This window comes from Pseudomonas putida, from assembly GCA_041071465.1.
GTDB classification, from domain to species: domain Bacteria; phylum Pseudomonadota; class Gammaproteobacteria; order Pseudomonadales; family Pseudomonadaceae; genus Aquipseudomonas; species Aquipseudomonas putida_P.
This window is the reverse complement of record CP163498.1, coordinates 2,217,671-2,240,866: the sequence shown is the minus strand read 5'-3', so window position 1 is coordinate 2,240,866 and position 23,196 is coordinate 2,217,671. Positions and strand designations below refer to the sequence as shown.

Genomic DNA, 23,196 nt, shown 5'->3' with positions numbered 1-23,196 from the left:
CAGCGGGGCCTGCCGTGGTTAGAGTAAAGCCCATCACTCATTCATTACGCCCTGGAGCGCCCCATGACCCAGTCCCAATACCGCCCCGGCCCCGACGCCAATGGCCTGTTCGGCTCGTTCGGCGGCCGCTACGTGGCCGAAACCCTGATGCCACTGGTGCTGGACCTGGCCCGCGAATACGAAGCGGCCAAGGCAGACCCCAGGTTCCTTGAAGAGCTGGCCTATTTCCAGCGCGACTACATCGGCCGCCCCAACCCGCTGTACTTCGCCGAACGCCTGACCGAGCACTGCGGCGGCGCGAAAATCTTCTTCAAGCGTGAAGAGCTCAACCACACCGGCGCGCACAAGGTGAACAACTGCATCGGCCAGGTGCTGCTGGCCAAACGCATGGGCAAGAAGCGCCTGATCGCCGAAACCGGCGCCGGCATGCACGGTGTGGCTACCGCCACCGTCGCCGCCCGCTTCGGCCTGCCTTGCGTGATCTACATGGGCGCCACCGACATCGAGCGCCAGCAGGCCAACGTGTTCCGCATGAAACTGCTGGGCGCCGAGATCGTCCCGGTCACTGCCGGCACCGGCACCCTCAAAGACGCCATGAACGAAGCTCTGCGCGACTGGGTGACCAACGTCGAAGACACCTTCTACCTGATCGGCACCGTGGCGGGTCCACACCCGTACCCGGCGATGGTTCGCGACTTCCAGTCGATCATAGGCAAAGAAACCCGCGCCCAGTTGCAAGAGAAGGAAGGCCGCCTGCCAGACAGCCTGGTTGCCTGCGTTGGCGGTGGCTCCAATGCCATGGGCCTGTTCCATGAGTTTCTCGAAGAGCCGAGCGTGCAGATCATCGGCGTCGAAGCCGGTGGCCACGGCGTGCACACCGACAAGCACGCCGCCAGCCTGAACGGCGGCGTGCCGGGCGTACTGCACGGCAACCGTACCTACCTGCTGCAAGATGCAGACGGCCAGATCACCGACGCCCACTCGATTTCCGCAGGCCTCGACTACCCAGGCATCGGCCCGGAACACGCCTACCTGCACGAAGTGAAGCGCGTCGAATACGTCAGCATCACCGATGACGAAGCGCTGGATGCGTTCCACGCCACCTGCCGCCTGGAAGGCATCATCCCGGCCCTGGAAAGCTCCCACGCCCTGGCCGAAGCGATCAAGCGCGCACCGAAGCTGCCCAAGGACCACCTGATGGTCGTGTGCCTGTCAGGCCGCGGCGACAAAGACATGCAAACCGTCATGAACCACATGGCCGCCCAGGAGAAACAGGCATGAGCCGTCTTGAACAACGCTTCGCCGAACTGAAGGCCGAAGGCCGTTCGGCACTGGTCACCTTCGTCACCGCAGGCGACCCGGGCTACGACGCCTCGCTGCAGATCCTCAAGGGGCTGCCGGCCGCTGGCGCCGACGTGATCGAACTGGGCATGCCGTTCACCGACCCGATGGCCGATGGCGTGGCCATCCAGCTGGCCACCCTGCGCGCCCTGGAAGCTGGCCAGACCTTGGCCAAGACCCTGCAGATGGTTCGCGAATTCCGTGTGGATAACCAGACCACGCCAATCGTGCTGATGGGCTACTACAACCCGATCCACCGCTTTGGCGTGGAACCGTTCGTGGCTGAAGCCAAAGCAGCGGGCGTCGATGGCCTGATCATCGTCGACCTGCCGCCAGAGCACGACGCCGAACTGGCCACCCCGGCCCAGGCCGCAGGCATCGACTTCATCCGCCTGACCACACCGACCACCGACGATGCGCGCCTGCCGCGGGTGCTGGAGCGCAGCTCCGGGTTTGTCTACTACGTGTCGGTGGCCGGGGTGACCGGTGCCGGCTCGGCGACCACCGAGCACGTGACCGAAGCCATTGCCCGCCTGCGCCGGCATACCGACCTGCCGATCAGCGTTGGTTTCGGCATTCGTACCCCGGAGCAGGCTGCGAACATCGCCCGCCTGGCGGATGGTGTAGTGGTGGGCTCGGCGCTGGTCGACAAGATTGCCCAGGCCAAGAGTGCCGACCAGGCAGTAAATGATGTACTCAGCCTGTGCTCGGCACTGGCTGAAGGGGTGCGCGGCGCCCGTCGCTAAACCGCGTCGCCTGCTTCGCGGGTAAACCCGCTCCCACAAGGAACGCGCCGCTCTCAAGGTCTGTGCAGTACCTGTGGGAGCGGGTTTACCCGCGAAGACGCCAGCACAGGCATACCAATCTACCCACCAAAAATCGACAGGTCCAAGGGCCGCAAAGCCCCCATCCAGATCGCATGATCCCGGTGGTCCGCCAGCTCATCCCCGGTCAGCGGGTGCATGAACACCACCAAACCCTTCCGATACAGCGCCAGCCATGGCAGCACCACGCCCACGAACTCCGGCTCGAACGCCAGCTGGCAACTCCAGTCCGGGTGCGGCCCCACCGGCTTCTGGTGCATGCGCCCCATCGTCACGGGGAACAGCCGCGCCGCCTCCTCGCACAGTTCCCGGGCCTGCTCCATGGTCGCTGCGTCGTAATAAACGTGGGCGTGGTAACCCTTGATCCTCTGCACGATAACTCCTGATTGCGGTCCAACCATCACCACCTGCAAAGGGAGTGATGCAGTGAAAAACGCCGAAACCCCAGTGTACAAACTGGTCTTGTTCGGGCCTGAAAGCAGCCTGGGCAATGCCCTGATGGCCGAGCTGCTGTCGCGCCAGCACGAAGTCACCGCCGTGGTTGATGACCTCAACCGCCACACAGCGCGCCCGGGCCTGCACTTCAAGATAGGCGGGCTGCACGATGCCGACCAGGCTGAACAGGGCGCGGCAGGCGGCTCGGCAGTAATCGCCCTGCTATCGGCGCTGGCGCCAGGTGACTTGCCGGGGCAAGCACGCCTGAGCGAGGCACTGGTGGCGGGGCTTGAGCGTACGACTATACGCCGGCTGTTGCTGGTGGGCGATTTCGCTGTGCTGGATGAGCCGGGCAAGTACAGCGAGGCAGAGCGGGAATGCGTGGACCATGTGGTTGATGGGTTGCAGCGCAGTGCGTTGCGCTGGACCCTGATCAATACGCCGCAGGCGTTGCCCGATGAGGGGTGGGCACGTGTGGCGGCGGGGATGGCGGATATGCTGGAACTGGACCTGCACCGGGGCGAGCATCTGAACTTCGTGGTCTAGATCTGAGCAGCCTGTGGGAGCGGCCTCGCCGGGGCGCCGTACCGGTCGGATGGGCCGCAAAGCGGCCCAAAATCTCAAAGGCTGCGCTCATGCTCCAGCCAACCGACAAACCGCTCGATCAGCGCCCCACGCCGCTTGCGCGGTGGCAGAACCGCATAATACCCACGCTCCGAGCGCAAACTCCCCTCCAAAGGCCGGCAAAGCAACCCTTGCTCCACCAACTTATCCACCAAGTGCCCCCACCCAATCGCCACGCCCTGGCCAGCAATCGCCGCCTGAATCAGCAACGTGTAGTTGTCGAAACGCAACTGCCCCGCCGGCGGCGGGCTGGCCACACCAAACCCGCGAAACACCCCCGCCCAGTCAAACCAGCGGCTGGCTTGCTCGCCCTTCAAATGCAGCAAGGGCAATCGTTGCAAAGCCACGGCTGACAAGGGTTTGCCATCCGTCAGCCGGGGGCTGCACACCGGGAAAACTTCCTCATCGAACAGCCAGCGGCTTTCGCCCTGGTGAAAGCGCCCATCACCGAAAAGCACCGCCACATCGATGTCCGGGCGCAGCATCCCCTGGCTGCGTTCACCGGTGACCAGGCTCACATCCACCTGTGGATAAGCCTCATGAAAGCGCTGCAGCCTTGGCATCAGCCAGAACGCCGCAAAAGCAAAGTCGGTGGCCACCTGCAGCACCTCGCGCTGGCCGCGACCGCTGGCTTGGGCAATGCCGTCATCCATTGCCTGCAGGCCCTGGTGCACCTGCTGGAACAACACCTGGCCAGCCTCGGTCAACTCGATGCCCCGGTAAATGCGATCGAACAGGCGCGTGCCCAGCTGTGCTTCCAGGCGCTTAACCTGCTGGCTCACGGCCGGCTGCGTGGTACCCAGCGCCAGCGCCGCAGCGGTAAAGCCCCGCAGGCGTGCTGCGGCTTCGAATACGCGCAAGGTATCCAGCGACAACTCGGCGAGGTGGTCAAACATAAGCTCAGCTAATCCCAGTCATTGCCCACCATGGGCTTTACCCATGTTATCCACAGTCTCATCTTGGTAGGCAAGCAGATCGCATAACTCCAAACGATGGAAGCCACCATGACGCGCCCGAATATCCTGTTCATCATGGCCGACCAGATGGCCGCACCCTTGCTGCCGATCTACGCCCCTTCGCCCATCCAGATGCCGCACCTGAGCCGCCTGGCCGAGCAGGCGGTGGTGTTCGAGTCGGCCTACTGCAACAGCCCGCTGTGCGCACCGTCCCGCTTTACCCTGGTCAGCGGCCAACTGCCTAGCCGCATCGGAGCCTACGACAATGCCGCCGATTTCCCTGCCGATGTGCCGACCTATGCCCACTACCTGCGCCGCCTGGGTTACCGCACCGCACTGTCAGGCAAGATGCACTTCTGCGGCCCGGACCAACTGCATGGCTACGAAGAGCGCCTGACCAGCGATATTTACCCAGCCGACTATGGCTGGGCAGTGAACTGGGATGAGCCGGATGTTCGCCCGAGCTGGTACCACAACATGTCCTCGGTGCTGCAGGCCGGTCCGTGCGTGCGCACCAACCAGCTGGATTTCGACGAAGAAGTGGTGTTCAAGGCACGCCAGTACCTGTACGACCACGTGCGTGATAACGATGGCCGACCGTTCTGCCTGACCGTGTCCATGACCCACCCGCACGACCCCTACACCATCCCCAAGCGTTACTGGGACCGCTACGAGGGTGTGGATATCCCCATGCCCCGTGCCGAGTTCGGCCAGGCAGAACTCGACCCGCATTCGCAGCGCCTGCTGAAGGTCTATGACCTGTGGAACAAGCCGCTGCCTGTGGAAAAGATCCGCGACGCCCGCCGCGCCTACTTCGGCGCTTGCAGCTACATCGACGACAACATCGGCCAGCTGCTGCAAACCCTGGAGGAGTGCAACCTCGCCGACGACACCCTGATCGTGTTCTCCGGCGACCACGGCGACATGCTTGGCGAGCGAGGCCTCTGGTACAAGATGCACTGGTTCGAGATGTCGGCGCGGGTTCCGCTGCTTGTCCATGCGCCCAAGCGCTTTGCAGCAGGCCGGGTCAGCGCCTCGGTATCGACCTGCGACCTGCTGCCAACCCTGGTCGAACTGGCCGGCGGGGCTGTGGATAAAAGCCTGCACCTGGACGGCCGCTCGCTTGTCGGCCATCTGCAAGGGCAGGGCGGTCACGATGAAGTGATCGGCGAATACATGGCCGAAGGCACCGTCGGCCCGCTGATGATGATCCGCCGCGGGCCGTACAAGTTCGTGTACAGCGAGGATGACCCCAGCCTACTCTATGACCTGAGCCGCGACCCGCACGAGCGGGAGAACCTCACCGGCAGCCCGGAGCATCAGGCGCTGCTGCAGGCATTTGTCGATGAAGCACAACAACGCTGGGATATCCCCAGCCTGCGCCAGCAGGTACTGGCCAGCCAGCGGCGCCGCCGCCTGGTGGCCGAGGCGCTGGCCATCGGCACGCTGAAAAGCTGGGACCACCAACCGCTGGTGGACGCCAGCCAACAGTACATGCGCAACCACATCGATCTCGACGACCTCGAGCGCAAGGCACGTTATCCACAGCCCGCCCCCCTGGATTGAGAAGAGAGGCCGCCATGCACAAGTTCTCCGCCGCCGTGTTCGCCCTGGCCATAAGCACCGCCACGGCCCACGCCGCCGACAGCGACGCGCAATGCAGTACCGTGAAAATGGCCGACCCCGGCTGGAGCGATATTGCCTCGACCAACGCCGTCGCCCGCCTGTTACTGGAAAGCCTGGGCTACCAGGTGAAAATCGACAGCCTGGCCGTGCCAATCATCTATGGCGGCCTGAAGGACGGCCGCGTCGATGCCTTCCTCGGCAACTGGATGCCGGCGCAGCAAGGCTTCCATGACAAGTTCATCGCCAACGGCGATGTGCAGCAGCTGTCGCGTAACCTGGAGGGAACCGAATTCACTCTGGCAGTGCCCGACTATGTGTGGAATGCCGGGGTGAAGGACTTTGCCGACCTGCAGAAGCACGCCGACCAGTTCGACAAGAAATTGTACGGCATCGGCTCCGGCGCCCCGGCCAACCTGTCGTTGAAGGAAATCATCGACAAGAATGAGTTCAACCTTGGCCAGTGGAAGCTGGTGGAGTCCAGCGAGCAGGCGATGCTGGCCCAGGTCGACCGGGCGGTGAAGAAGCAGCAGTTCATCACCTTCCTTGGCTGGACCCCGCACCCGATGAACGTGAAGTTGAAAATGCACTACCTGACCGGCGGGGAAAAGTGGTTCGGCAGCAAGGGCGAGGTGTACACGCTGACCCGAAAGGGTTATCCACAAGCCTGCCCGAATGCAGCGAAGCTGTTGGGTAACCTTAAGTTCACACTGGACATGGAAAACTCCATCATGGCCGAGGTTGTGGATAAGAAGATCAGCTTCGATGACGCGGCCAAGGCTTGGGTGAAGACGTATCCCGAGGTACTGGACGGGTGGTTGGCTGGAGTGACTACCAAGGCCGATGGCAATGCCCTGGAGGCCGTCAAAGCCAAACTGTAGTCTTAGATACGACGCGCCCCTGTGGGAGCGGGTTCACCCGCGAATGCTGCAGTGAATGTACCGACGCATTCGCGGGTAAACCCGCTCCCACAGAGGGACAGTGGACCTTTGGAAATGTGAATATCTCATGCATCGCATCATCCACCTGCTGCCCTTCCTCTCCTGGCTACCCCGCCAATCGGGCCACAGCCTGCGCCAGGACCTGCTGGTTGGCCTGAGCGGTGCCATCCTCGCCCTGCCACAATCCATCGCCTATGCCCTGATCGCCGGCCTGCCCGCCGAATACGGCTTGTACGCTGCCATCGTGCCGGTGCTGGTCGCCTGCATGTGGGGCTCGTCCTGGCACCTGATCTGCGGCCCGACCGCCGCCATTTCCATCGTGCTCTACGCCAGTATCAGCCCGTTGGCCGTGGCCGGCAGCGCCGATTACATCACCCTGGTGCTACTGCTGACCTTCCTCGGCGGCATCTTCCAGCTGCTGCTCGGGCTTTTGCGCTTTGGCGCGCTGGTCAATTTCGTTTCCCATTCCGTGGTACTCGGTTTCACCCTGGGCGCCGCTATCGTCATTGCCCTGGGCCAACTGCCCAACCTGCTGGGCATGGACCTGCCCAGCCAGGCCACGGCCCTGAAGACCATGCAGGACCTGGCCAGCCATGCCGGCGAGGTCGACCTGCCTTCCCTGGTTCTGGGTTTGGCCACCGTCATGATCGGCGTGGCCTTCAAGCTCTGGCGCCCGCGCTGGCCGAGCCTGTTGATTAGCCTGATGCTGGTGAGCCTGCTGGCCTGGTTGCTGCCTGGCTACTTTGGCCATGTGCCAAGGGTGACGGCGTTCACCGGGCAACTCCCACCCTTCAGCCCGCTGCCTTTGCTGGATGTGGAACTGATGCTGCGTCTGCTGCCCAGCGCCGTAGCGGTGGGCATGCTGGGGCTGGTCACCAGCCTGTCGATTGCCCGCTCGTTGTCGGCACGTTCGGAACAACTGATCGACCCTGATCAGGAAATACGCGCACAGGGCCTGTCGAACATCGCCGGTGCATTCTTCTCCGGCTACCTGTCCGCCGGTTCCTTCACCCGCTCCGGCCTGAGCTACGAGGCGGGTGCCCGCTCGCCCATGGCCGGGGTGTTCTCGGCGCTGTGGGTGGCGCTGTTTGCCGTTACCGGCGCCGGCCTGATCGCGCACCTGCCGATACCGGCCATGGCCGGCAGCATTCTGCTGATCTGTTGGGGGTTGGTGGACCATCGAGGGATTCGCGCGCTGTTCAGGGTCAGCCGCTCGGAGTTTCTGGTGATGGCGCTGACGGCGGCGGCGACGTTGTTGCTGGAGCTGCAGACAGCGATCTATGCCGGGGTGCTGGCGTCGCTGTTCTTCTATTTGAAGCGCACTTCACGGCCACGGGTGCAGCAAAGCCGTGAAGGGGACGCGGATGTGTTGCGGGTGGGCGGGTCGATTTTCTTTGGTGCCGCGCATTACCTGCAGGTGCGCTTGCAGCGCTGCCAAGGGCCGCATGTGGTGATCGATGCGCGGCAGGTGAATTTCATCGATTACTCGGGTGTGGATATGTTGCACCGCGAGGCGCGGCGCTTGCGGCGGTTGGGCGGGAGTTTGACCCTGCACCGGGCCAGGCCGCAGGTGATCGAGGAATTGCAGAAGCTCGAAGGGGTGGCGTTGTGCCCGATCCGGTTTGAAGAGTGAGGTTGGGTCGAGATCCTGGGGCTGCCTTGCAGCCCATCGCGACACAAGGCCGCTCCTACAGGGATCTCGATTTGCCGCCAGACCGCGATCCCCTGTAGGAGCGGCCTTGTGTCGCGATGGGCCGCAAAGCGGCCCCGACAATCTCAGCCCCGAGCGAGCTGCCGTCGCAGCTCCGCCAACACCGGCGCGGTATCAGGCCGAACCCCACGCCAGATAAAGAAGGCTTCAGCCGCCTGCTCAGCCAGCATCCCTAACCCATCCAGCACCTTTTCAGCGCCCAAGTCAGCGGCCCATTGGCAAAACGGCGTAGGCTCCTTGCCATACATCATGTCGTAGCAAACCGTACGCCCCGCCTCGACCAGGCTGTCGGCAATCGGCGGCATTTCCCGGCCAGGCTCGCCGAGGTGGCGTTGATGATCACATCCACCGGCTCCTGCAACCAGGCGAACCCGCTCGCCACCACCGGGCCCAGCTCATCGAACTCACGCGCCAGCTGCTCGGCCTTTTCCACCGTCCGGTTTGCAATTACCAACGATTGCGGCTTGTGCGCCAATATGGGCTCCAGCACGCCACGCACGGCGCCACCGGCCCCCAGGATGAGAATGCGCTTACCGGCAAGCTCGACCCCGGCATTCACCGTCAAGTCGCGCACCAGGCCAGCGCCATCGGTGTTGTCGCCCTGCAGGGTGCCATCAGCCAGCTTGCTCAGCGTGTTCACTGCGCCAGCGCGCTGGGCACGCGGGGTCAGGCTGTCGCACAAGCGGTAGGCTTCTTCCTTGAACGGCACGGTGACGTTACCGCCGCTGCCTTGCTTGAAGAAGCCGCGCGCGCAATCACTGAACTCGTCCAGCGGCGCCAGCAGGGTGGCGTATTCCAGGTCCTGGCCGGTCTGCTCGGCAAACAGGCGGTGGATCAGCGGCGACTTGCTGTGGCCGATGGGGTTACCAAAAACGACGTACTGGTCCATGACGGCTCCTTGTTTATCCACAGGCTTACTGGCCGAGCCAGTCGCGGTCCTGCAGGAAGTACTCGGTCAGGCGCGCTTCTTCGCTGCCGGGCGCAGCCTTCCAGTCGTAGCCCCAACGCACCTGAGGCGGCAGCGACATGAGGATGGACTCGGTGCGGCCACCGGACTGCAGGCCGAACAGGGTGCCACGGTCGTACACCAGGTTGAACTCCACGTAACGGCCGCGACGGTATTCCTGGAACTCGCGCTGCTGCGGGGTGTAAGGCGTGTCCTTGCGGCGCTGGACGATCGGCAGGTAGGCGTTGACGTAGGCATCGCCAATGGCGCGGATGAAGGCGAAGCAGGTGTCGAAGTCCCACTCGTTCAGGTCATCGAAGAACAGGCCGCCGATACCGCGTGGCTCGCCACGGTGCTTGAGGTGGAAGTAGCGGTCGCACCAGGCTTTGTAGCGTGGGTACACGTCGGCGCCGAAGGGCGCGCAGGCCTGCTCGGCCACACGGTGCCAGTGGATGCAATCTTCTTCATTGCCGTAGTACGGCGTCAGGTCGAAGCCGCCGCCAAACCACCACACGGCTTCTTCACCTTCCTTCTCGGCGATGAAGAACCGCACGTTGGCATGAGAAGTGGGCACATGCGGGTTGTGCGGGTGAATCACCAGCGACACACCCAGGGCCTCGAAGCCACGGCCAGCCAGTTCAGGGCGGTGGGCACTGGCCGAGGGCGGCAGGCCGGCACCAAACACATGGGAGAAGTTGACCCCGCCTTTCTCGATCACCTTGCCGTCGCCGATCACCCGCGTGCGGCCCCCGCCACCGGCTTCGCGCACCCAGGCATCCTCGACGAAGCGGGCGCCGCCGTCTTCTGTTTCGAGGGCAGAGCAGATGCGGTCTTGCAGGTCGAGCAGGTAGGCTTTCACGGCCTCGGTGCGGCTAGTCATCGGGTCACCAGAAACGGGCAGGGAAGAATTCGCCGCGTAGCATACCACCGCCAGCCCGCGCGCCGCAGTTGACGGCGATCAAGCAAAGGCGTCCGATAGAAGGCCTTTCCCGATCCCGACGACAGGAGTGCGAGATGGCCAAGCGTATCCAGTTCAGCCAGCATGGCGGCCCGGAAGTGCTGCAGTTTGTGGAATTCGAACCCGCCCCGCCCGGGCCGCAGCAGGTGCGTGTGCGCAACCATGCCATCGGCCTGAACTTCATCGACACGTATTTTCGCAGCGGGCTGTATGCGCCGCCGTCCCTGCCTTCTGGCCTGGGCACAGAAGCGGCCGGTGTGGTCGAGGCCGTAGGCGAGGGCGTGACCCGGCTGAAAGTGGGTGACCGCGTGGCCCATGCCGGCGGGCCGCTGGGTGCGTACAGCGAGGTGCATACGCTGCCGGAGGCCAACCTGGTCAAGCTGCCCGACAACATCAGCTTCGAGCAGGCGGCAGCGGTGATGCTCAAGGGTTTGACCGTGCAATACCTGCTGAAGCAGACCTATGAAGTCAAACCGGGCGACGTGATCCTGTTCCACGCGGCAGCGGGTGGCGTGGGTTCGTTGGCGTGCCAGTGGGCCAAGGCCCTGGGCGCCAAGCTGATCGGTACCGTGAGTTCTGCCGAGAAGGCCGAACGGGCCAAGGCGCTGGGGGCATGGGAAACCATCGACTACAGCCATGAAGATGTGGCCAAGCGAGTACTGGAGCTGACCGACGGCAAGAAATGCCCGGTGGTGTATGACGGCGTGGGCGCCGATACCTGGCTGACCTCGCTGGACTGCCTGCAACCACGTGGGCTGATGGTGAGCTTCGGCAATGCCTCGGGCGCGGTGAGCGGGGTGAACCTGGGGATTCTGGCGCAGAAGGGCTCGCTGTATGTGACCCGGCCGACCTTGGCCACCTATGCCAACAATGCCGAGAACACCCAGGCCATGGCCGATGACCTGTTTGCAATGATTGGCAGTGGCAAGCTGGTTGTGGATATCCAGCAGCGGTATCCGCTGAGCGAGGCGGCCAAGGCACAGGCAGAGCTGTCGGCGCGCAGGACTGTGGGGTCGACTGTACTGATCCCCTGAGACAGACACGTCACCTGTAGGAGCGGGTTTACCCGCGAAGAAGAAGCCGCGGTGCGTGGCACCGGCATTGCCGGTGTTCGCGGGTGAAAACACTCCTACAGGGTCATCCGCCAGGCTTGCAGATCTGTCTCAACCTGGTCGCACGACTTCGCCGGTTGCCAGGTTGCGAATCACACTCGGGTTCTTCCGCCCGCCCAGCGCACCGCCCAGCACCATGTCCAGCTGGCCATGGAAGTACTGCTCCACCCGCAACCGGGTCTTGGCTGCCGGGCGCCCGCCGGGGTTGCACGAGGTAGAAATCAGCGGCCCCACCAACGCGCACAGCTCACGCACCACCGGGTGATCGCTTACCCGCAGCGCCACGGTGTCATGCTGCCCGGTCACCCATTCTGGCAACAGGTCCTGGTGCGGCACCAGCCAGGTATTGGGCCCCGGCCAAGTGCTGCCCATGCGGTCGATCCAGTCTTCGGGGAAGTCCTCGAACAGGAAGTCGAACTGGCGGATGTTGTCGGCAATCAGGATCAGTCCTTTATCCACAGGCCGCGACTTGAGCGCCAGCAGGCGATACACCGCGTCCTCATTCCATGGATCGCAGCCAAGGCCCCAGACCGCTTCCGTCGGGTAGGCGATTACTGCGCCCGCCCGGATCTCACGTGCGGCTTGTTGCACACGAAAACTGCTCACCATTACTGTTTCTCCGCCTATATACCTAGCATGTGAGCAGTGTACTTAGCCCGCGCGGGCAAACCAACGCCCGGCTTCATTGCTGACCCGGCCTTCCAACTCCAGCTCGGTCAGCTGCGCCAATACTTCGGCCAACGGCAGCTCGCAGCAGTGCGCAAGGCTTTCGCTGGTTTGCGGCGCTGCATGCAGCAGGGCAAGCAAGGGGTGGTCGAACCTGTCCGCAACCGCAGGCGGCAAGTTCTGCCAACCCTTCAGGCTTTCCAGGATCTGCTCCACACTTTCCACCAGCAGCGCCCCATCACGGATCAGCTGGTGACAACCCTTGGCACCAGGGTGGTGAATGGACCCCGGAATGGCATACACCTCGCGGCCTTGCTCGGCCGCCAGGCGCGCCGTGATGAGCGAGCCGCTGGCCAGGCTGGCCTCGACCACCAACACCCCCAGCGACAAGCCGCTGATGATGCGATTGCGCCGTGGGAAATTGCCGGGCAGTGGCCCGGCATCCAGCGGATACTCGGAAACCAGCGCACTGCCATTGTCGATCATCGCCTGCGCAAGCTCATGATGGCGCTGTGGATAAAGTTTTTGCAGCCCCGTACCGAGCACGGCAATCGTGCACCCACCGGCCTGCAACGCGGCCCGATGAGCGGCACCGTCGACACCTACCGCCAGCCCGCTGGTAATGGTGAAACCGGCTTGTGCGAGATAGCGGGAAAATGCCCGGGCAGTGTCGAGCGCCGGGGGTGTAGCACGTCTGCTGCCCACGATGGCCAGCTGAGGGCGGTCGAGCAAGGCCGGTTCACCCGCAACGAAAAGCAGCGGCGGGGCATCGTCGGTTTCTGCCAGCAAGGCAGGGTAGCCAGGGTCGTCCCACATCAGCAAATGCTGGCCCGGGCGCTCTAACCAGGCCATTGCGGCCAGCGCCCCATCTCGTACCTCGGCACTGCGCCGGGCATCGATGGTGGCTTGCGGGATGCCCAACGCTCGCCAGGCCGCACCGGGCGCACTGAGCGCGCAAGAGGCACTGCCGAAGGCATCGAGCAAGGTGCGAAAACGTCGCAGTCCTGTCTCGGGCAGGCGATGCAGACGTAATCGCGCCTCAAGTTCGGCAGGCGGGCAGAGCGACGAATGGTAACGGGGCATGAGGATCGTCCTTGATCGAAACAGGGCCATTTACGTGGCACAACCTGTGGATAACTCTGTGAGTAACACTTTGAAAAGCTGTCCATTGATTGGGGGCTATCAAGCCCATAGACACCCTAGACGAGCTTGCCAGGTGCCGAAATGCCCGTTTCCCTTTATTATGTGTGCTCAGTTTTCAACCGAACGCACAGTGACTGCCTGACCTTATGGCCATCTTGAACATTCTCGAATTCCCGGACCCGCGCCTGCGCACTATCGCCAAACCGGTGACGGAGTTCGACGACGCCCTGCGTCAGCTGATCGACGACATGTTTGAAACCATGTACGAAGCCCCTGGTATCGGCCTGGCCGCCACCCAGGTCAACGTGCACCTGCAGGTCGTGGTCATGGACCTCAGCGAAGACCGCAGCGAGCCGCGCGTCTTCATCAACCCCACGGTCGAAGAACTCACCCACGACATGGGCCAGTACCAGGAAGGTTGCCTGTCGGTGCCCGGCTTCTACGAGAACGTCGACCGCCCGCTGCGTGTTCGGGTCAAGGCCCAGGACCGCGACGGCAAGCCGTTCGAGCTGGAATGCGAAGGCCTGTTGGCGGTGTGCGTGCAGCACGAATTCGATCACCTCAACGGCAAGCTGTTCGTTGACTACCTGTCGCAGCTCAAACGCGACCGGATCAAGAAGAAACTGGAAAAGCAGCACCGCCAGCAAGCCTGATCCCCACCTTCCAGAAGGCTTGCTCCGGCAAGCCTTTTTCTTTTTTGAAGCGAGAACTCCATGCGCATCGTCTTTGCAGGCACTCCAGAGTTTGCCGCCGAACACCTCAAGGCCCTGCTCGACAGCCCCTACGAGATCGTGGCCGTCTACACCCAGCCCGACCGCCCAGCCGGCCGTGGCCAGAAGCTCATGCCAAGTGCGGTCAAGGCACTGGCCGTGGCCCATGACATCCCGGTGTTCCAGCCGCAGACCCTGCGCAACGCCGATGCCCAGGCCGAACTGGCCGCATTGAAGCCAGACCTGATGGTGGTGGTCGCCTACGGCCTGATCCTGCCGCAGGCGGTGCTGGATATCCCGCGCCTGGGCTGCATCAACAGCCACGCTTCTCTGCTGCCACGCTGGCGCGGTGCGGCACCGATCCAGCGCGCCGTGGAAGCCGGCGACGCCGAGAGCGGCGTAACCGTGATGCGTATGGAAGCTGGCCTGGACACCGGCCCGATGCTGCTCAAGGTCGTCACCCCGATCAGTGCCGACGACACCGGCGGCACCTTGCACGACCGCCTGGCCGAGATGGGCCCGCCTGCCGTCGTACAGGCCATCGCCGGCCTGGCCGACGGCTCGCTGCAAGGTGAAGTACAGGATGATGCCCTGGCGACCTACGCACACAAACTGAACAAGGACGAGGCGCGCATCGACTGGAGCCGCCCGGCCGTCGAGCTGGAGCGCCTGATCCGCGCCTTCAACCCGTGGCCCGTGTGCCACAGCACCCTCGATGGCGAAAGCGTGAAGGTGCTGGCCGCCAACTTGTCCACAGGCAAGGGCGCCCCGGGCGAAATCCTTTCCGCCAGCAAGGACGGTCTCGTCGTTGCTTGCGGTGACCAGGCGCTGAGCCTGACCCGCCTGCAATTGCCTGGCGGCAAGGCGCTGAGCTTCAGCGACCTGTTCAACAGCCGCCGCGAGAAGTTCGCCGCCGGCAAGGTGCTGGGCCAATGAACCCACGCCTCGCTGCCGCCCGTGCCCTTGCCGCTGTGCTTAGCGGCAAGGCCTCGCTGAACAGCTCGCTGCCGGCCCAACTGGACAAGGTCGACGAACGCGACCGTGGCCTGACCCAGGACCTGGCGTTCGGCACCGCGCGCTGGCAACCACGCCTCGACCTGCTGGCCGCCCAACTGCTGCAAAAGCCCTTCAAGGCCGCCGACGCCGATGTTCAGGCGCTGCTGCTGGTTGGCCTGTACCAGCTGTTCTACACCCGCATTCCGGCCCACGCCGCCATCGGCGAAACCGTGGGCTGTGCCGACAAGCTGAAGAAGCCATGGGCCAAGGGCCTGCTCAATGCCGTGCTGCGCCGTGCCCAGCGCGAAGGCGAGGAACTGCTCGCCAGCATGGAGCGCGACCCAGTGGTGCGTACCGCCCACCCGCGCTGGCTGCAGAAGGCGCTGAAAGCGTTCTGGCCCGAGCAATGGGAAGCCATCTGCGCCGCCAACAACGCCCACCCGCCGATGATTCTGCGGGTCAACCGCCGTCACCACAGCCGCGATGCCTACCTGGCACTGCTGGCCGAAGCGGGCATTGGCGCCAGCGCCTGCCAGTACAGCCGTGACGGCATCGTGCTGGCCGAGGCCTGTGACGTGCGCGGCTTGCCAGGCTTCGCCGAGGGCTGGGTGAGTGTGCAGGACGAAGCCGCGCAGCTGTCCGCCGACCTGCTCGAACTGGCCCCCGGCCAGCGCGTGCTGGACGCCTGCTGCGCACCGGGCGGCAAAACCTGCCACTTGCTGGAGGCCGAAGCCGGCCTGGCCCACGTCGTGGCCATCGACCTCGAAGCCAAACGCCTGATCCGCGTGCGCGAAAACCTCGACCGCCTCAAGCTCGACGCCGAGCTGATCGCCTGCGATGCCCGCGACACCGCCAGCTGGTGGGATGGCAAACCGTTCCAGCGCATCCTGCTCGACGCGCCATGCTCGGCCACCGGCGTGATCCGCCGTCACCCAGACATCAAGCTGACCCGCCAGGCCGACGACATCCCGGCCCTGGCAGCGCTGCAAGGCGAGCTGCTCGACGCCCTGTGGCCAACCCTGGAAGTAGGCGGCATGCTGTTGTACGCCACCTGCTCCAGCCTGCCGACCGAGAACACCGAAGTAATCGACGCTTTCCTCGCCCGCACCCCAGGTGCCCGTGAGCTGGACCTGGCCACCGAGGCCGGCCTGCGCCAGCCCCACGGCCGCCAGTTGCTGGCCCAGGAAGGCGGCCACGACGGCTTCTACTATGCCAAGCTGATCAAGATCGCCGCCTCACGCGGATAAGCACACAGGGTAGGGAGTAGCGGATGAAGATCATCATCCTTGGCGCAGGGCAGGTAGGCGGTACGCTGGCAGAGCACCTGGCCAGCGAAGCGAACGACATTACCGTGGTCGATACAGACGGCGACCGCCTGCGCGACCTCGGCGATCGCCTGGACATCCGTACCGTGCAGGGCCGCGGCTCGCTGCCGACGGTGCTGCGCCAGGCCGGTGCCGACGACGCCGACATGCTGGTGGCGGTCACCAACAGCGACGAAACCAACATGGTCGCCTGCCAGGTGGCCTATTCGTTGTTCCACACCCCGACCAAGATCGCCCGGGTGCGTGAATCGTCCTACCTGACCCGCGAAGAGCTGTTCGACAACGACCACATCCCGGTGGACGTGCTGATCAGCCCCGAGCAGGTGGTGACCAACTACATCAAGCGCCTGATCGAACACCCAGGCTCGCTGCAAGTAATCGACTTCGCCGAAGGAAAGGCCCAGTTGGTGGCGGTAAAGGCCTACTACGGCGGCCCGCTGGTCGGCCAGCAACTGCGCCAGATACGTGCGCACATGCCCAACGTCGACACCCGCGTGGCGGCCATCTTCCGCCGCGACCGGCCGATCACTCCGCGTGGCGACACAGTGATCGAGGCTGACGACGAAGTGTTCTTCATCGCCGCCAAAAAGGACATTCGCGCCGTGATGGGCGAACTGCGGCGCATCGACGAAACCAACAAGCGCATTGTCATCGCCGGCGGCGGGCAGATCGGCGAGCGTCTGGCCGAAGCCATCGAAAGCCGCTACCAGGTGAAGATCATCGAGATGAGCCCGGCCCGTTGCCGGCACCTGTCCGATACCCTGGAAAGCACTGTGGTGCTCCAGGGCAGTGCCTCGGACAAGGACCTGATGCTCGAAGAGAACATCGCCGATGCCGATATTTTCCTGGCCCTGACCAACGACGACGAAGCCAACATCATGTCGTCGCTGCTGGCCAAGCGCCTGGGTGCGGGCAAGGTGATGACCATCATCAACAACCCGGCCTATGTCGACCTGGTGCAGGGCGGCGATATCGACATCGCCATCAGCCCGCAGCTGGCAACCATCGGCACCCTGCTGGCGCACGTGCGCCGGGCGACATCGTCAGCGTGCATTCGCTGCGCCGCGGCGCGGCCGAGGCCATCGAGGCCGTGGCGCACGGGGATTCGAAGTCGAGCAAGGTGGTCGGCAAGGCCATCGAAGACATCGCCCTGCCACCGGGTACCACGATCGGTGCGATCATCCGTGACGAAGAAGTGATGATCGCCCACGACGACACCATGATCGAATCGGGGGACCATGTGATCCTGTTCGTTGTGGATAAAAAGCATATTCGCGATGTGGAAAAGCTGTTCCACGTCGGCTTGAGTTTCTTCTAGGAGAAGAGGGCATGCGCGAATCGCTGGAGAAGATGCTGGCCAAGGGTGTGGATAACCCGCTGCTCAGGTTTGGGCTGGGCAAGGCTTGGCTGGATGAAGGCAACGGCGTTGAAGCGGCGGTGCACCTGGCGCGCTGTGTTGAGCAGGACCCGAAATATTCCGCAGCGTGGAAGCTGCTGGGCAAGGCGTATCAGTTGCAGGGTGACCTGACGGCAGCACGCAAGGCCTGGGAAGACGGAATCGTGGCGGCGCAGGCCCATGGGGACAAGCAGGCCGAGAAAGAGATGACCGTGTTCCTCAAGAAGCTCAACAAGGTCTGAGATCGTCTGGGCTGCTTTGCAGCCCATCGCGACACAAGGCCGCTCCTACAGGTGACCGCCATCCTTTGTAGGAGCGGCCTTGTGTCGCGAAAAGGGGCGCAAAGCGCCCCCAAAAATCTCAATACCAGCGCGGCTCGCCAGCCGGTCGCTTCTTGAAGCGCTTCATGCTCCACATGTACTGGCTCGGGTACTCGCGCACATAGCGTTCGACTACCTTGCTCATCGCCGCCGCCGACACGTTGACGTCGGTGCTGTACATCTCCTCGGGCGCCGCCTCCAGAAACACCTTGAAGCCCGAACCATCCGGCAGCCGCAGCGCATGCAGAAACACCCCCACCGCCTTGCCACCCGCCAGCATGTTAGGCACGAACTTGCTGGTCAGCGCCTGGGTGCCCAGGAACGGCACGAACACCCCTGCCGATTCCGCAGGCTCCGGGTCGGCAGGAATGCCCACCTGGCCACCACGGCGCACTTCCTTGATCACGCTGAGGATGCCTTCCTTGGTCGAAGGCGCTACGCGGTTGCCCATCTGCACGCGCTGCTCACGCAGCAGGTCATCCACCGCCTTCAGCTTTGGCGGGCGGTAGAAGATGATTGGTTTGCACTGGTTACAGTAGAAGTGGTTCAGCACTTCCCAGTTGCCCAGGTGGCTGGTAATACCCACCACGCCCTTGCCCGAGGCCAGGGCCTGCTCCAGCACTTCCAGGCCGTGCACTTCCTTGACCAGCTCCAGCGAACGCTGCGGCGGCCAGATCCAGGCACAGGCACTTTCGACAAAGGATTTGCCGATATCCCGCAGCGCCTGGCCAACCAGCTGCTCACGGGCAACCGGGTCCATCTCGGGGAAACACTTGGCCAGGTTGATCCGCACCACGTTGCGCGAACCGTTGGGGACTTTCCACATCAGCCAGCCAATACCCGCGCCGACGCGCTGTACAGCGCCCCAGGGCAGCTTGGCAAACAGGCGCAGCACCCCGACCATCAGGGCGCCCTTGAACTTTTCCACAGGCGAATTCCTTATTTCAGCAAGGCGCGCATTGTAACCCCTCAGCGCAACAAGGCGGCGTAGCGATCGCAATCGGTGGTGTGGTCCATGACCATGCCGGTGGCCTGCATGAAGGCGTAGCAGATGGTCGGGCCGACGAAGGTGAAACCGGCCTTCTGCAGGGCCTTGCTCATGGCCGTGGCTTCGTCGGTGACAGCCGGCACTTCGCCGCGCCCCTTGAAGTGGTTGATCTTCGGCTCGCCGCCGACGAACGACCACAGCCATTGCGCAGGGTTATCCACAGCCAGCCAGGCTTGCGCGTTGCGCCGCGCAGCCTTGAGCTTGAGGCGATTGCGAATGATGCCGGCATCTTGCATCAGTTCTTCGATGCGTTCGTCGCTCATGGCGGCCAGTTTCACCGGGTCGAAGCCGTACATCACCTGGCGATAACGCTCGCGTTTGCGCAAAACGGTGATCCACGAAAGCCCGGCCTGGAACCCTTCGAGCAAAAGCATCTCGAAGAGCAACGCCGGGTCACGCTGGGGCGTTCCCCATTCCTGGTCATGGTAGGCCTGGTACAACGGATCGTCGGTACACCAAAAGCAGCGTGGCATAAGGCTCCAATGAGTAGAGGGCGAGGCGAATCAGGTTATACTCCCGCTCTTTACATCCGCATCCCCAGATACAGGTGAATTTCGTGAGCCAGCCTACGCCAGCCGTGCGTACCTTCCAAGACCTGATCCTCGCCCTGCAGAACTACTGGGCAGCTCAAGGTTGTGTGGTGCTTCAGCCCTACGATATGGAAGTAGGCGCCGGCACTTTCCATACCGCCACGTTCCTGCGCGCCGTCGGCCCAGAGACCTGGAACGCCGCCTACGTGCAGCCTAGCCGTCGCCCTGCCGACGGGCGGTATGGCGAAAACCCAAACCGCCTGCAGCACTACTACCAGTTCCAGGTAGTGCTCAAGCCCAACCCGGCCAACTTCCAGGAGCTGTACCTCGGCTCGCTGAAAGCCATCGGCCTGGACCCGCTGGTGCACGACATCCGCTTCGTCGAAGACAACTGGGAATCGCCGACCCTCGGCGCCTGGGGTCTGGGCTGGGAAATCTGGCTGAACGGCATGGAAGTCACCCAGTTCACCTACTTCCAGCAGGTAGGCGGCATCGAGTGCTACCCGGTTACCGGTGAAATCACCTACGGCCTGGAGCGCCTGGCCATGTACATTCAGGGCGTGGACTCGGTGTACGACCTGGTGTGGGCCGACGGCCCGTTCGGCAAAGTCACCTATGGCGATGTGTTCCACCAGAACGAAGTGGAGCAGTCGACCTACAACTTCGAACACGCCAACGTCGACAAGCTGTTCGAACTGTTCGACTTCTACGAAAGCGAAGCCAACCGCCTGATCAAGCTGGACCTGCCGTTGCCGACCTACGAAATGGTCCTGAAGGCCTCGCACACCTTCAACCTGCTGGACGCCCGCCGCGCCATCTCGGTAACCGAGCGCCAGCGTTACATCCTGCGTGTACGTACCCTGGCCCGGGACGTGGCGCAAAGCTATCTGCAAGCCCGCGCACGCCTGGGCTTCCCGATGGCCACCCCTGAACTGCGTGACGAAGTGTTGGCTAAGCTGGAGGCTGCACAATGAGTGCTCAAGATTTCCTGGTAGAACTGGGCACCGAAGAGCTGCCACCCAAGGCCCTCGCCAGCCTCGGCGACGCCTTCCTGGCCGGCATCGAGAAAGGCCTGCAGGCCGCTGGCCTGAACTACACCGGCAAGCAGGTGTACGCCGCGCCACGTCGCCTGGCCGTGCTGATCCGCCAGCTGGACGTGCAGCAGCCTGACCGCAGCATCAACATCGACGGCCCGCCCATGCAGGCTGCTTTCAAAGACGGCGAGCCGACCCAGGCAGCCTTGGGCTTTGCCAAGAAGTGCGGCGTAGAGCTGGCCGAAATCGACCAGAGCGGCGCCAAGCTACGCTTCTCCCAGCACATCCCGGGCAAGGCCACTGCCAGCCTGCTGCCGACCATCATCGAGGATTCGCTCAACGACCTGCCGATCCCCAAGCGCATGCGCTGGGCGGCTAGCCGTGAAGAGTTCGTGCGCCCAACCCAATGGTTGGTGATGCTGCTGGGCGACCAGGTGGTCGACTGCACTATCCTGTCGCAGAAGGCCGGCCGTGAATCCCGTGGTCACCGCTTCCACCACCCGGAAAACGTGGTGATCACCACCCCGGCCAACTACGTCGAAGACCTGCGCAAAGCCTACGTGCTGGCGGACTTCGCCGAGCGCCGCGAGCTGATCAGCAAGCGTACCGCCGAGCTTGCCATGCAGCAGGAAGGCACGGCCATCGTGCCGCCGGCGCTGCTGGACGAAGTGACCGCCCTGGTCGAGTGGCCAGTGCCGCTGGTGTGCTCGTTCGAGGAGCGTTTCCTCGAGGTGCCGCAGGAAGCCCTGATTACCACCATGCAGGACAACCAGAAGTACTTCTGCCTGCTGGACAACGAGGGCAAGCTGCTGCCGCGCTTCATCACCGTGGCCAACGTCGAAAGCCGCGACCCGAAGCAGATCGTGCAAGGCAACGAGAAGGTCGTGCGCCCTCGCCTGACCGACGCCGAGTTCTTCTTCAAGCAAGACAAGAAGCAGCCGCTGGAAACCTTCAACGAGCGCCTGAAAAACGTGGTGTTCCAGGCTCAACTGGGCACCGTGTACGACAAGGCCGAGCGTGTTTCCAAGCTGGCTGCCTTCATCGCCCCGCTGATCGGTGGCGACGCCCAGCGTGCCGGCCGTGCGGGCCTGCTGTCCAAGTGCGACCTGGCCACCGAAATGGTCGGCGAATTCCCTGAAATGCAGGGTGTTGCCGGTTACTACTACGCGCTCAACGACGGTGAGCCGCAAGACGTTGCCCTGGCCCTGAACGAGCAGTACATGCCGCGCGGTGCTGGCGCCGAGCTGCCGCAGACCCTCACCGGTGCTGCCGTGGCCATCGCCGACAAGCTCGACACCCTGGTCGGCATCTTCGGCATCGGTATGCTGCCTACCGGCAGCAAGGACCCGTATGCCCTGCGCCGTGCCGCGCTGGGCGTGCTGCGTATCCTGATCGAGAAGCAGCTGGACCTGAACCTGACCGGTGCGGTCGAGTTCGCGGTCAAGCAGTTCGGTGCCAAGGTCAAGGCCGCTGGCCTGGCGGAGCAGGTGCTGGAGTTCATCTTCGACCGCCTGCGTGCGCGTTACGAAGACGAAGGCATCGACGTCGCCACTTACCTGTCGGTACGTGCCCTGCAGCCAGGCTCGGCCCTGGACTTCGACCAGCGCGTGCAGGCCGTGCAGGCCTTCCGCAAGCTGCCGGAAGCCGAAGCCCTGGCCGCGGTGAACAAGCGTGTATCGAACCTGCTGAGCAAGGCTGAAGGCGCCATCGCCGAACAGGTCGAGCCGAAGTACTTCGACAACGCCAACGAGTTCTCCCTGTACTCGGCCATCCAGCAGGCCGATCAGGCCGTGCAACCGATGGCTGCTGCACGCCAGTACAGCGAATCGCTGGCCCGCCTGGCCGCCCTGCGTGACCCGGTCGATGCCTTCTTCGAGGCGGTGATGGTGAACGCCGAAGACGCCAAGGTACGTGCCAACCGTTATGCCCTGCTCAGCCGCCTGCGCGGCCTGTTCCTGGGCGTGGCCGACATTTCGCTGCTGGGGTAAGCCTTGAAACTGCTGATTCTCGACCGTGACGGGGTGATCAACTACGACTCCGACGCCTACATCAAGACGCTGGAAGAGTGGGTGCCGATCCCAGGCTCGGTCGAAGCGATCGCGCAGTTGAGCAAGGCCGGCTGGACGGTGGCTGTGGCCACCAACCAGTCCGGCATTGCCCGTGGCTATTACCCGCTGGCAACCCTCGAAGCCATGCACGCGCGCCTGCGTGCGCTGGTGGCCGAGCAGGGTGGCGAAGTCGGCCACATCGTGTATTGCCCGCACGGGCCAGACGAAGGCTGCGATTGCCGCAAGCCCAAGCCTGGCATGCTGCGGGCGATCGCCGCGCATTACCAGGCCGGCCTTGAAGGCGTCTGGTTCGTCGGCGACAGCAAAGGTGACCTGGAGGCTGCCCTGGCCGTCGGTGCACAGCCCGTGTTGGTGAAAACCGGCAAGGGCGAGCGGACCCTGGAAAAAGGCGTCCCGGAAACTACACTGATTTTCGACGATCTGGCAGCTATCGCCAGAGAACTAATTTAAACAGTGCGCCTTCGGGCGCATTTTTCTCAGGCGGGCAT

Annotated in this window: 21 protein-coding genes and 2 pseudogenes; 15 read left to right on the top strand and 8 right to left on the bottom strand. The window is 63.7% G+C overall.

Features of this window, described 5'->3' with window-relative positions:
- Positions 1–63 precede the first annotated feature (63 nt).
- Positions 64–1,281, top strand: coding sequence for a tryptophan synthase subunit beta (gene trpB / locus AB5975_10410; protein XDR22181.1), 1,218 nt, complete (start codon positions 64–66; stop codon positions 1,279–1,281).
- A complete protein-coding gene (trpA, locus tag AB5975_10405) occupies positions 1,278–2,087 on the top strand; it encodes a tryptophan synthase subunit alpha (GenBank protein XDR22180.1) in 810 nt (269 codons plus the stop codon). The genes trpB and trpA overlap by 4 nt, the downstream gene beginning before the upstream one ends.
- Before the next feature lie 119 nt (positions 2,088–2,206).
- Here trpA and AB5975_10400 read toward each other — a convergent pair whose 3' ends face one another.
- Positions 2,207–2,539, bottom strand: coding sequence for a DOPA 4,5-dioxygenase family protein (locus tag AB5975_10400; protein XDR22179.1), 333 nt, complete (start codon positions 2,537–2,539; stop codon positions 2,207–2,209).
- A 52-nt stretch (positions 2,540–2,591) separates the two neighbouring features.
- Between AB5975_10400 and AB5975_10395 the strand changes: the two genes are divergently transcribed.
- On the top strand, positions 2,592–3,146 hold the full coding sequence (locus AB5975_10395) for an NAD(P)H-binding protein (GenBank protein ID XDR22178.1): 555 nt from the start codon (positions 2,592–2,594) through the stop codon (positions 3,144–3,146).
- Positions 3,147–3,220: 74 nt separating this feature from the next.
- Here AB5975_10395 and AB5975_10390 read toward each other — a convergent pair whose 3' ends face one another.
- Positions 3,221–4,120 (bottom strand): LysR family transcriptional regulator, encoded by a 900-nt coding sequence (locus AB5975_10390; GenBank protein ID XDR22177.1) that lies wholly within the window; start codon positions 4,118–4,120, stop codon positions 3,221–3,223.
- Positions 4,121–4,228: 108 nt separating this feature from the next.
- Between AB5975_10390 and betC the strand changes: the two genes are divergently transcribed.
- The 3 genes from betC to AB5975_10375 all read left to right on the top strand — a co-directional run bounded on the left by betC (position 4,229) and on the right by AB5975_10375 (position 8,377).
- A complete protein-coding gene (betC, locus tag AB5975_10385) occupies positions 4,229–5,746 on the top strand; it encodes a choline-sulfatase (GenBank protein ID XDR22176.1) in 1,518 nt (505 codons plus the stop codon).
- Between the two features lie 14 nt (positions 5,747–5,760).
- Positions 5,761–6,684 carry a choline ABC transporter substrate-binding protein gene (gene choX, locus AB5975_10380; GenBank protein XDR22175.1) on the top strand — a complete coding sequence of 308 codons (924 nt, stop codon included), beginning with the start codon at positions 5,761–5,763 and terminating at the stop codon, positions 6,682–6,684.
- Positions 6,685–6,811: 127 nt separating this feature from the next.
- On the top strand, positions 6,812–8,377 hold the full coding sequence (locus tag AB5975_10375) for a SulP family inorganic anion transporter (protein XDR22174.1): 1,566 nt from the start codon (positions 6,812–6,814) through the stop codon (positions 8,375–8,377).
- A 143-nt stretch (positions 8,378–8,520) separates the two neighbouring features.
- Here the strand turns inward: AB5975_10375 and aroE are convergent.
- Positions 8,521–9,344: pseudogene (aroE, locus tag AB5975_10370) on the bottom strand (shikimate dehydrogenase).
- A 25-nt stretch (positions 9,345–9,369) separates the two neighbouring features.
- A complete protein-coding gene (gene hemF, locus AB5975_10365; GenBank protein XDR22173.1) occupies positions 9,370–10,281 on the bottom strand; it encodes an oxygen-dependent coproporphyrinogen oxidase in 912 nt (303 codons plus the stop codon).
- A 134-nt stretch (positions 10,282–10,415) separates the two neighbouring features.
- Here hemF and AB5975_10360 point away from each other — a divergent pair, with 134 nt between their 5' ends.
- The gene (locus tag AB5975_10360) at positions 10,416–11,393 is read left to right on the top strand and encodes an NADPH:quinone reductase (protein XDR22172.1); all 978 of its coding nucleotides are present in this window, start codon (positions 10,416–10,418) and stop codon (positions 11,391–11,393) included.
- Between the two features lie 129 nt (positions 11,394–11,522).
- Here the strand turns inward: AB5975_10360 and AB5975_10355 are convergent, their stop codons facing one another.
- Both AB5975_10355 and dprA read right to left on the bottom strand, forming a co-directional pair.
- On the bottom strand, positions 11,523–12,080 hold the full coding sequence (locus AB5975_10355) for an L-threonylcarbamoyladenylate synthase (protein ID XDR22171.1): 558 nt from the start codon (positions 12,078–12,080) through the stop codon (positions 11,523–11,525).
- A gap of 42 nt (positions 12,081–12,122) precedes the next feature.
- Positions 12,123–13,220, bottom strand: coding sequence for a DNA-processing protein DprA (gene dprA / locus AB5975_10350; GenBank protein XDR22170.1), 1,098 nt, complete (start codon positions 13,218–13,220; stop codon positions 12,123–12,125).
- Positions 13,221–13,426: 206 nt separating this feature from the next.
- Here dprA and def point away from each other — a divergent pair, with 206 nt between their 5' ends.
- The 5 genes and pseudogenes from def to AB5975_10325 all read left to right on the top strand — a co-directional run bounded on the left by def (position 13,427) and on the right by AB5975_10325 (position 17,949).
- Positions 13,427–13,933, top strand: coding sequence for a peptide deformylase (gene def / locus AB5975_10345; protein ID XDR22169.1), 507 nt, complete (start codon positions 13,427–13,429; stop codon positions 13,931–13,933).
- Positions 13,934–13,993: 60 nt separating this feature from the next.
- Complete coding sequence (gene fmt, locus AB5975_10340; GenBank protein XDR22168.1) at positions 13,994–14,926, top strand: methionyl-tRNA formyltransferase; 933 nt, start codon at positions 13,994–13,996, stop codon at positions 14,924–14,926.
- On the top strand, positions 14,923–16,233 hold the full coding sequence (gene rsmB / locus AB5975_10335) for a 16S rRNA (cytosine(967)-C(5))-methyltransferase RsmB (GenBank protein XDR22167.1): 1,311 nt from the start codon (positions 14,923–14,925) through the stop codon (positions 16,231–16,233). The genes fmt and rsmB overlap by 4 nt, the downstream gene beginning before the upstream one ends.
- A gap of 23 nt (positions 16,234–16,256) precedes the next feature.
- Positions 16,257–17,629 (top strand): annotated as a pseudogene (gene trkA / locus AB5975_10330) (Trk system potassium transporter TrkA).
- 11 nt (positions 17,630–17,640) lie between these two features.
- Positions 17,641–17,949, top strand: coding sequence for a tetratricopeptide repeat protein (locus tag AB5975_10325; protein XDR22166.1), 309 nt, complete (start codon positions 17,641–17,643; stop codon positions 17,947–17,949).
- 118 nt (positions 17,950–18,067) lie between these two features.
- On the opposite strand, the gene AB5975_10320 is transcribed toward AB5975_10325, so the two are convergent.
- Both AB5975_10320 and AB5975_10315 read right to left on the bottom strand, forming a co-directional pair.
- On the bottom strand, positions 18,068–18,955 hold the full coding sequence (locus AB5975_10320) for a lysophospholipid acyltransferase (protein ID XDR22165.1): 888 nt from the start codon (positions 18,953–18,955) through the stop codon (positions 18,068–18,070).
- Positions 18,956–18,996: 41 nt separating this feature from the next.
- On the bottom strand, positions 18,997–19,548 hold the full coding sequence (locus AB5975_10315; GenBank protein XDR22164.1) for a DNA-3-methyladenine glycosylase I: 552 nt from the start codon (positions 19,546–19,548) through the stop codon (positions 18,997–18,999).
- A gap of 83 nt (positions 19,549–19,631) precedes the next feature.
- Between AB5975_10315 and glyQ the strand changes: the two genes are divergently transcribed.
- The 3 genes from glyQ to gmhB are packed head-to-tail and all read left to right on the top strand — an operon-like array spanning position 19,632 to position 23,158.
- Positions 19,632–20,579, top strand: coding sequence for a glycine--tRNA ligase subunit alpha (gene glyQ / locus AB5975_10310; GenBank protein XDR22163.1), 948 nt, complete (start codon positions 19,632–19,634; stop codon positions 20,577–20,579).
- Entirely contained in the window at positions 20,576–22,627 is a 2,052-nt protein-coding gene (gene glyS, locus AB5975_10305; GenBank protein ID XDR22162.1) for a glycine--tRNA ligase subunit beta, read from the top strand. The genes glyQ and glyS overlap by 4 nt, the downstream gene beginning before the upstream one ends.
- 3 nt (positions 22,628–22,630) lie before the next feature.
- Complete coding sequence (gene gmhB / locus AB5975_10300; protein ID XDR22161.1) at positions 22,631–23,158, top strand: D-glycero-beta-D-manno-heptose 1,7-bisphosphate 7-phosphatase; 528 nt, start codon at positions 22,631–22,633, stop codon at positions 23,156–23,158.
- The last annotated feature ends 38 nt before the right edge of the window (positions 23,159–23,196 follow it).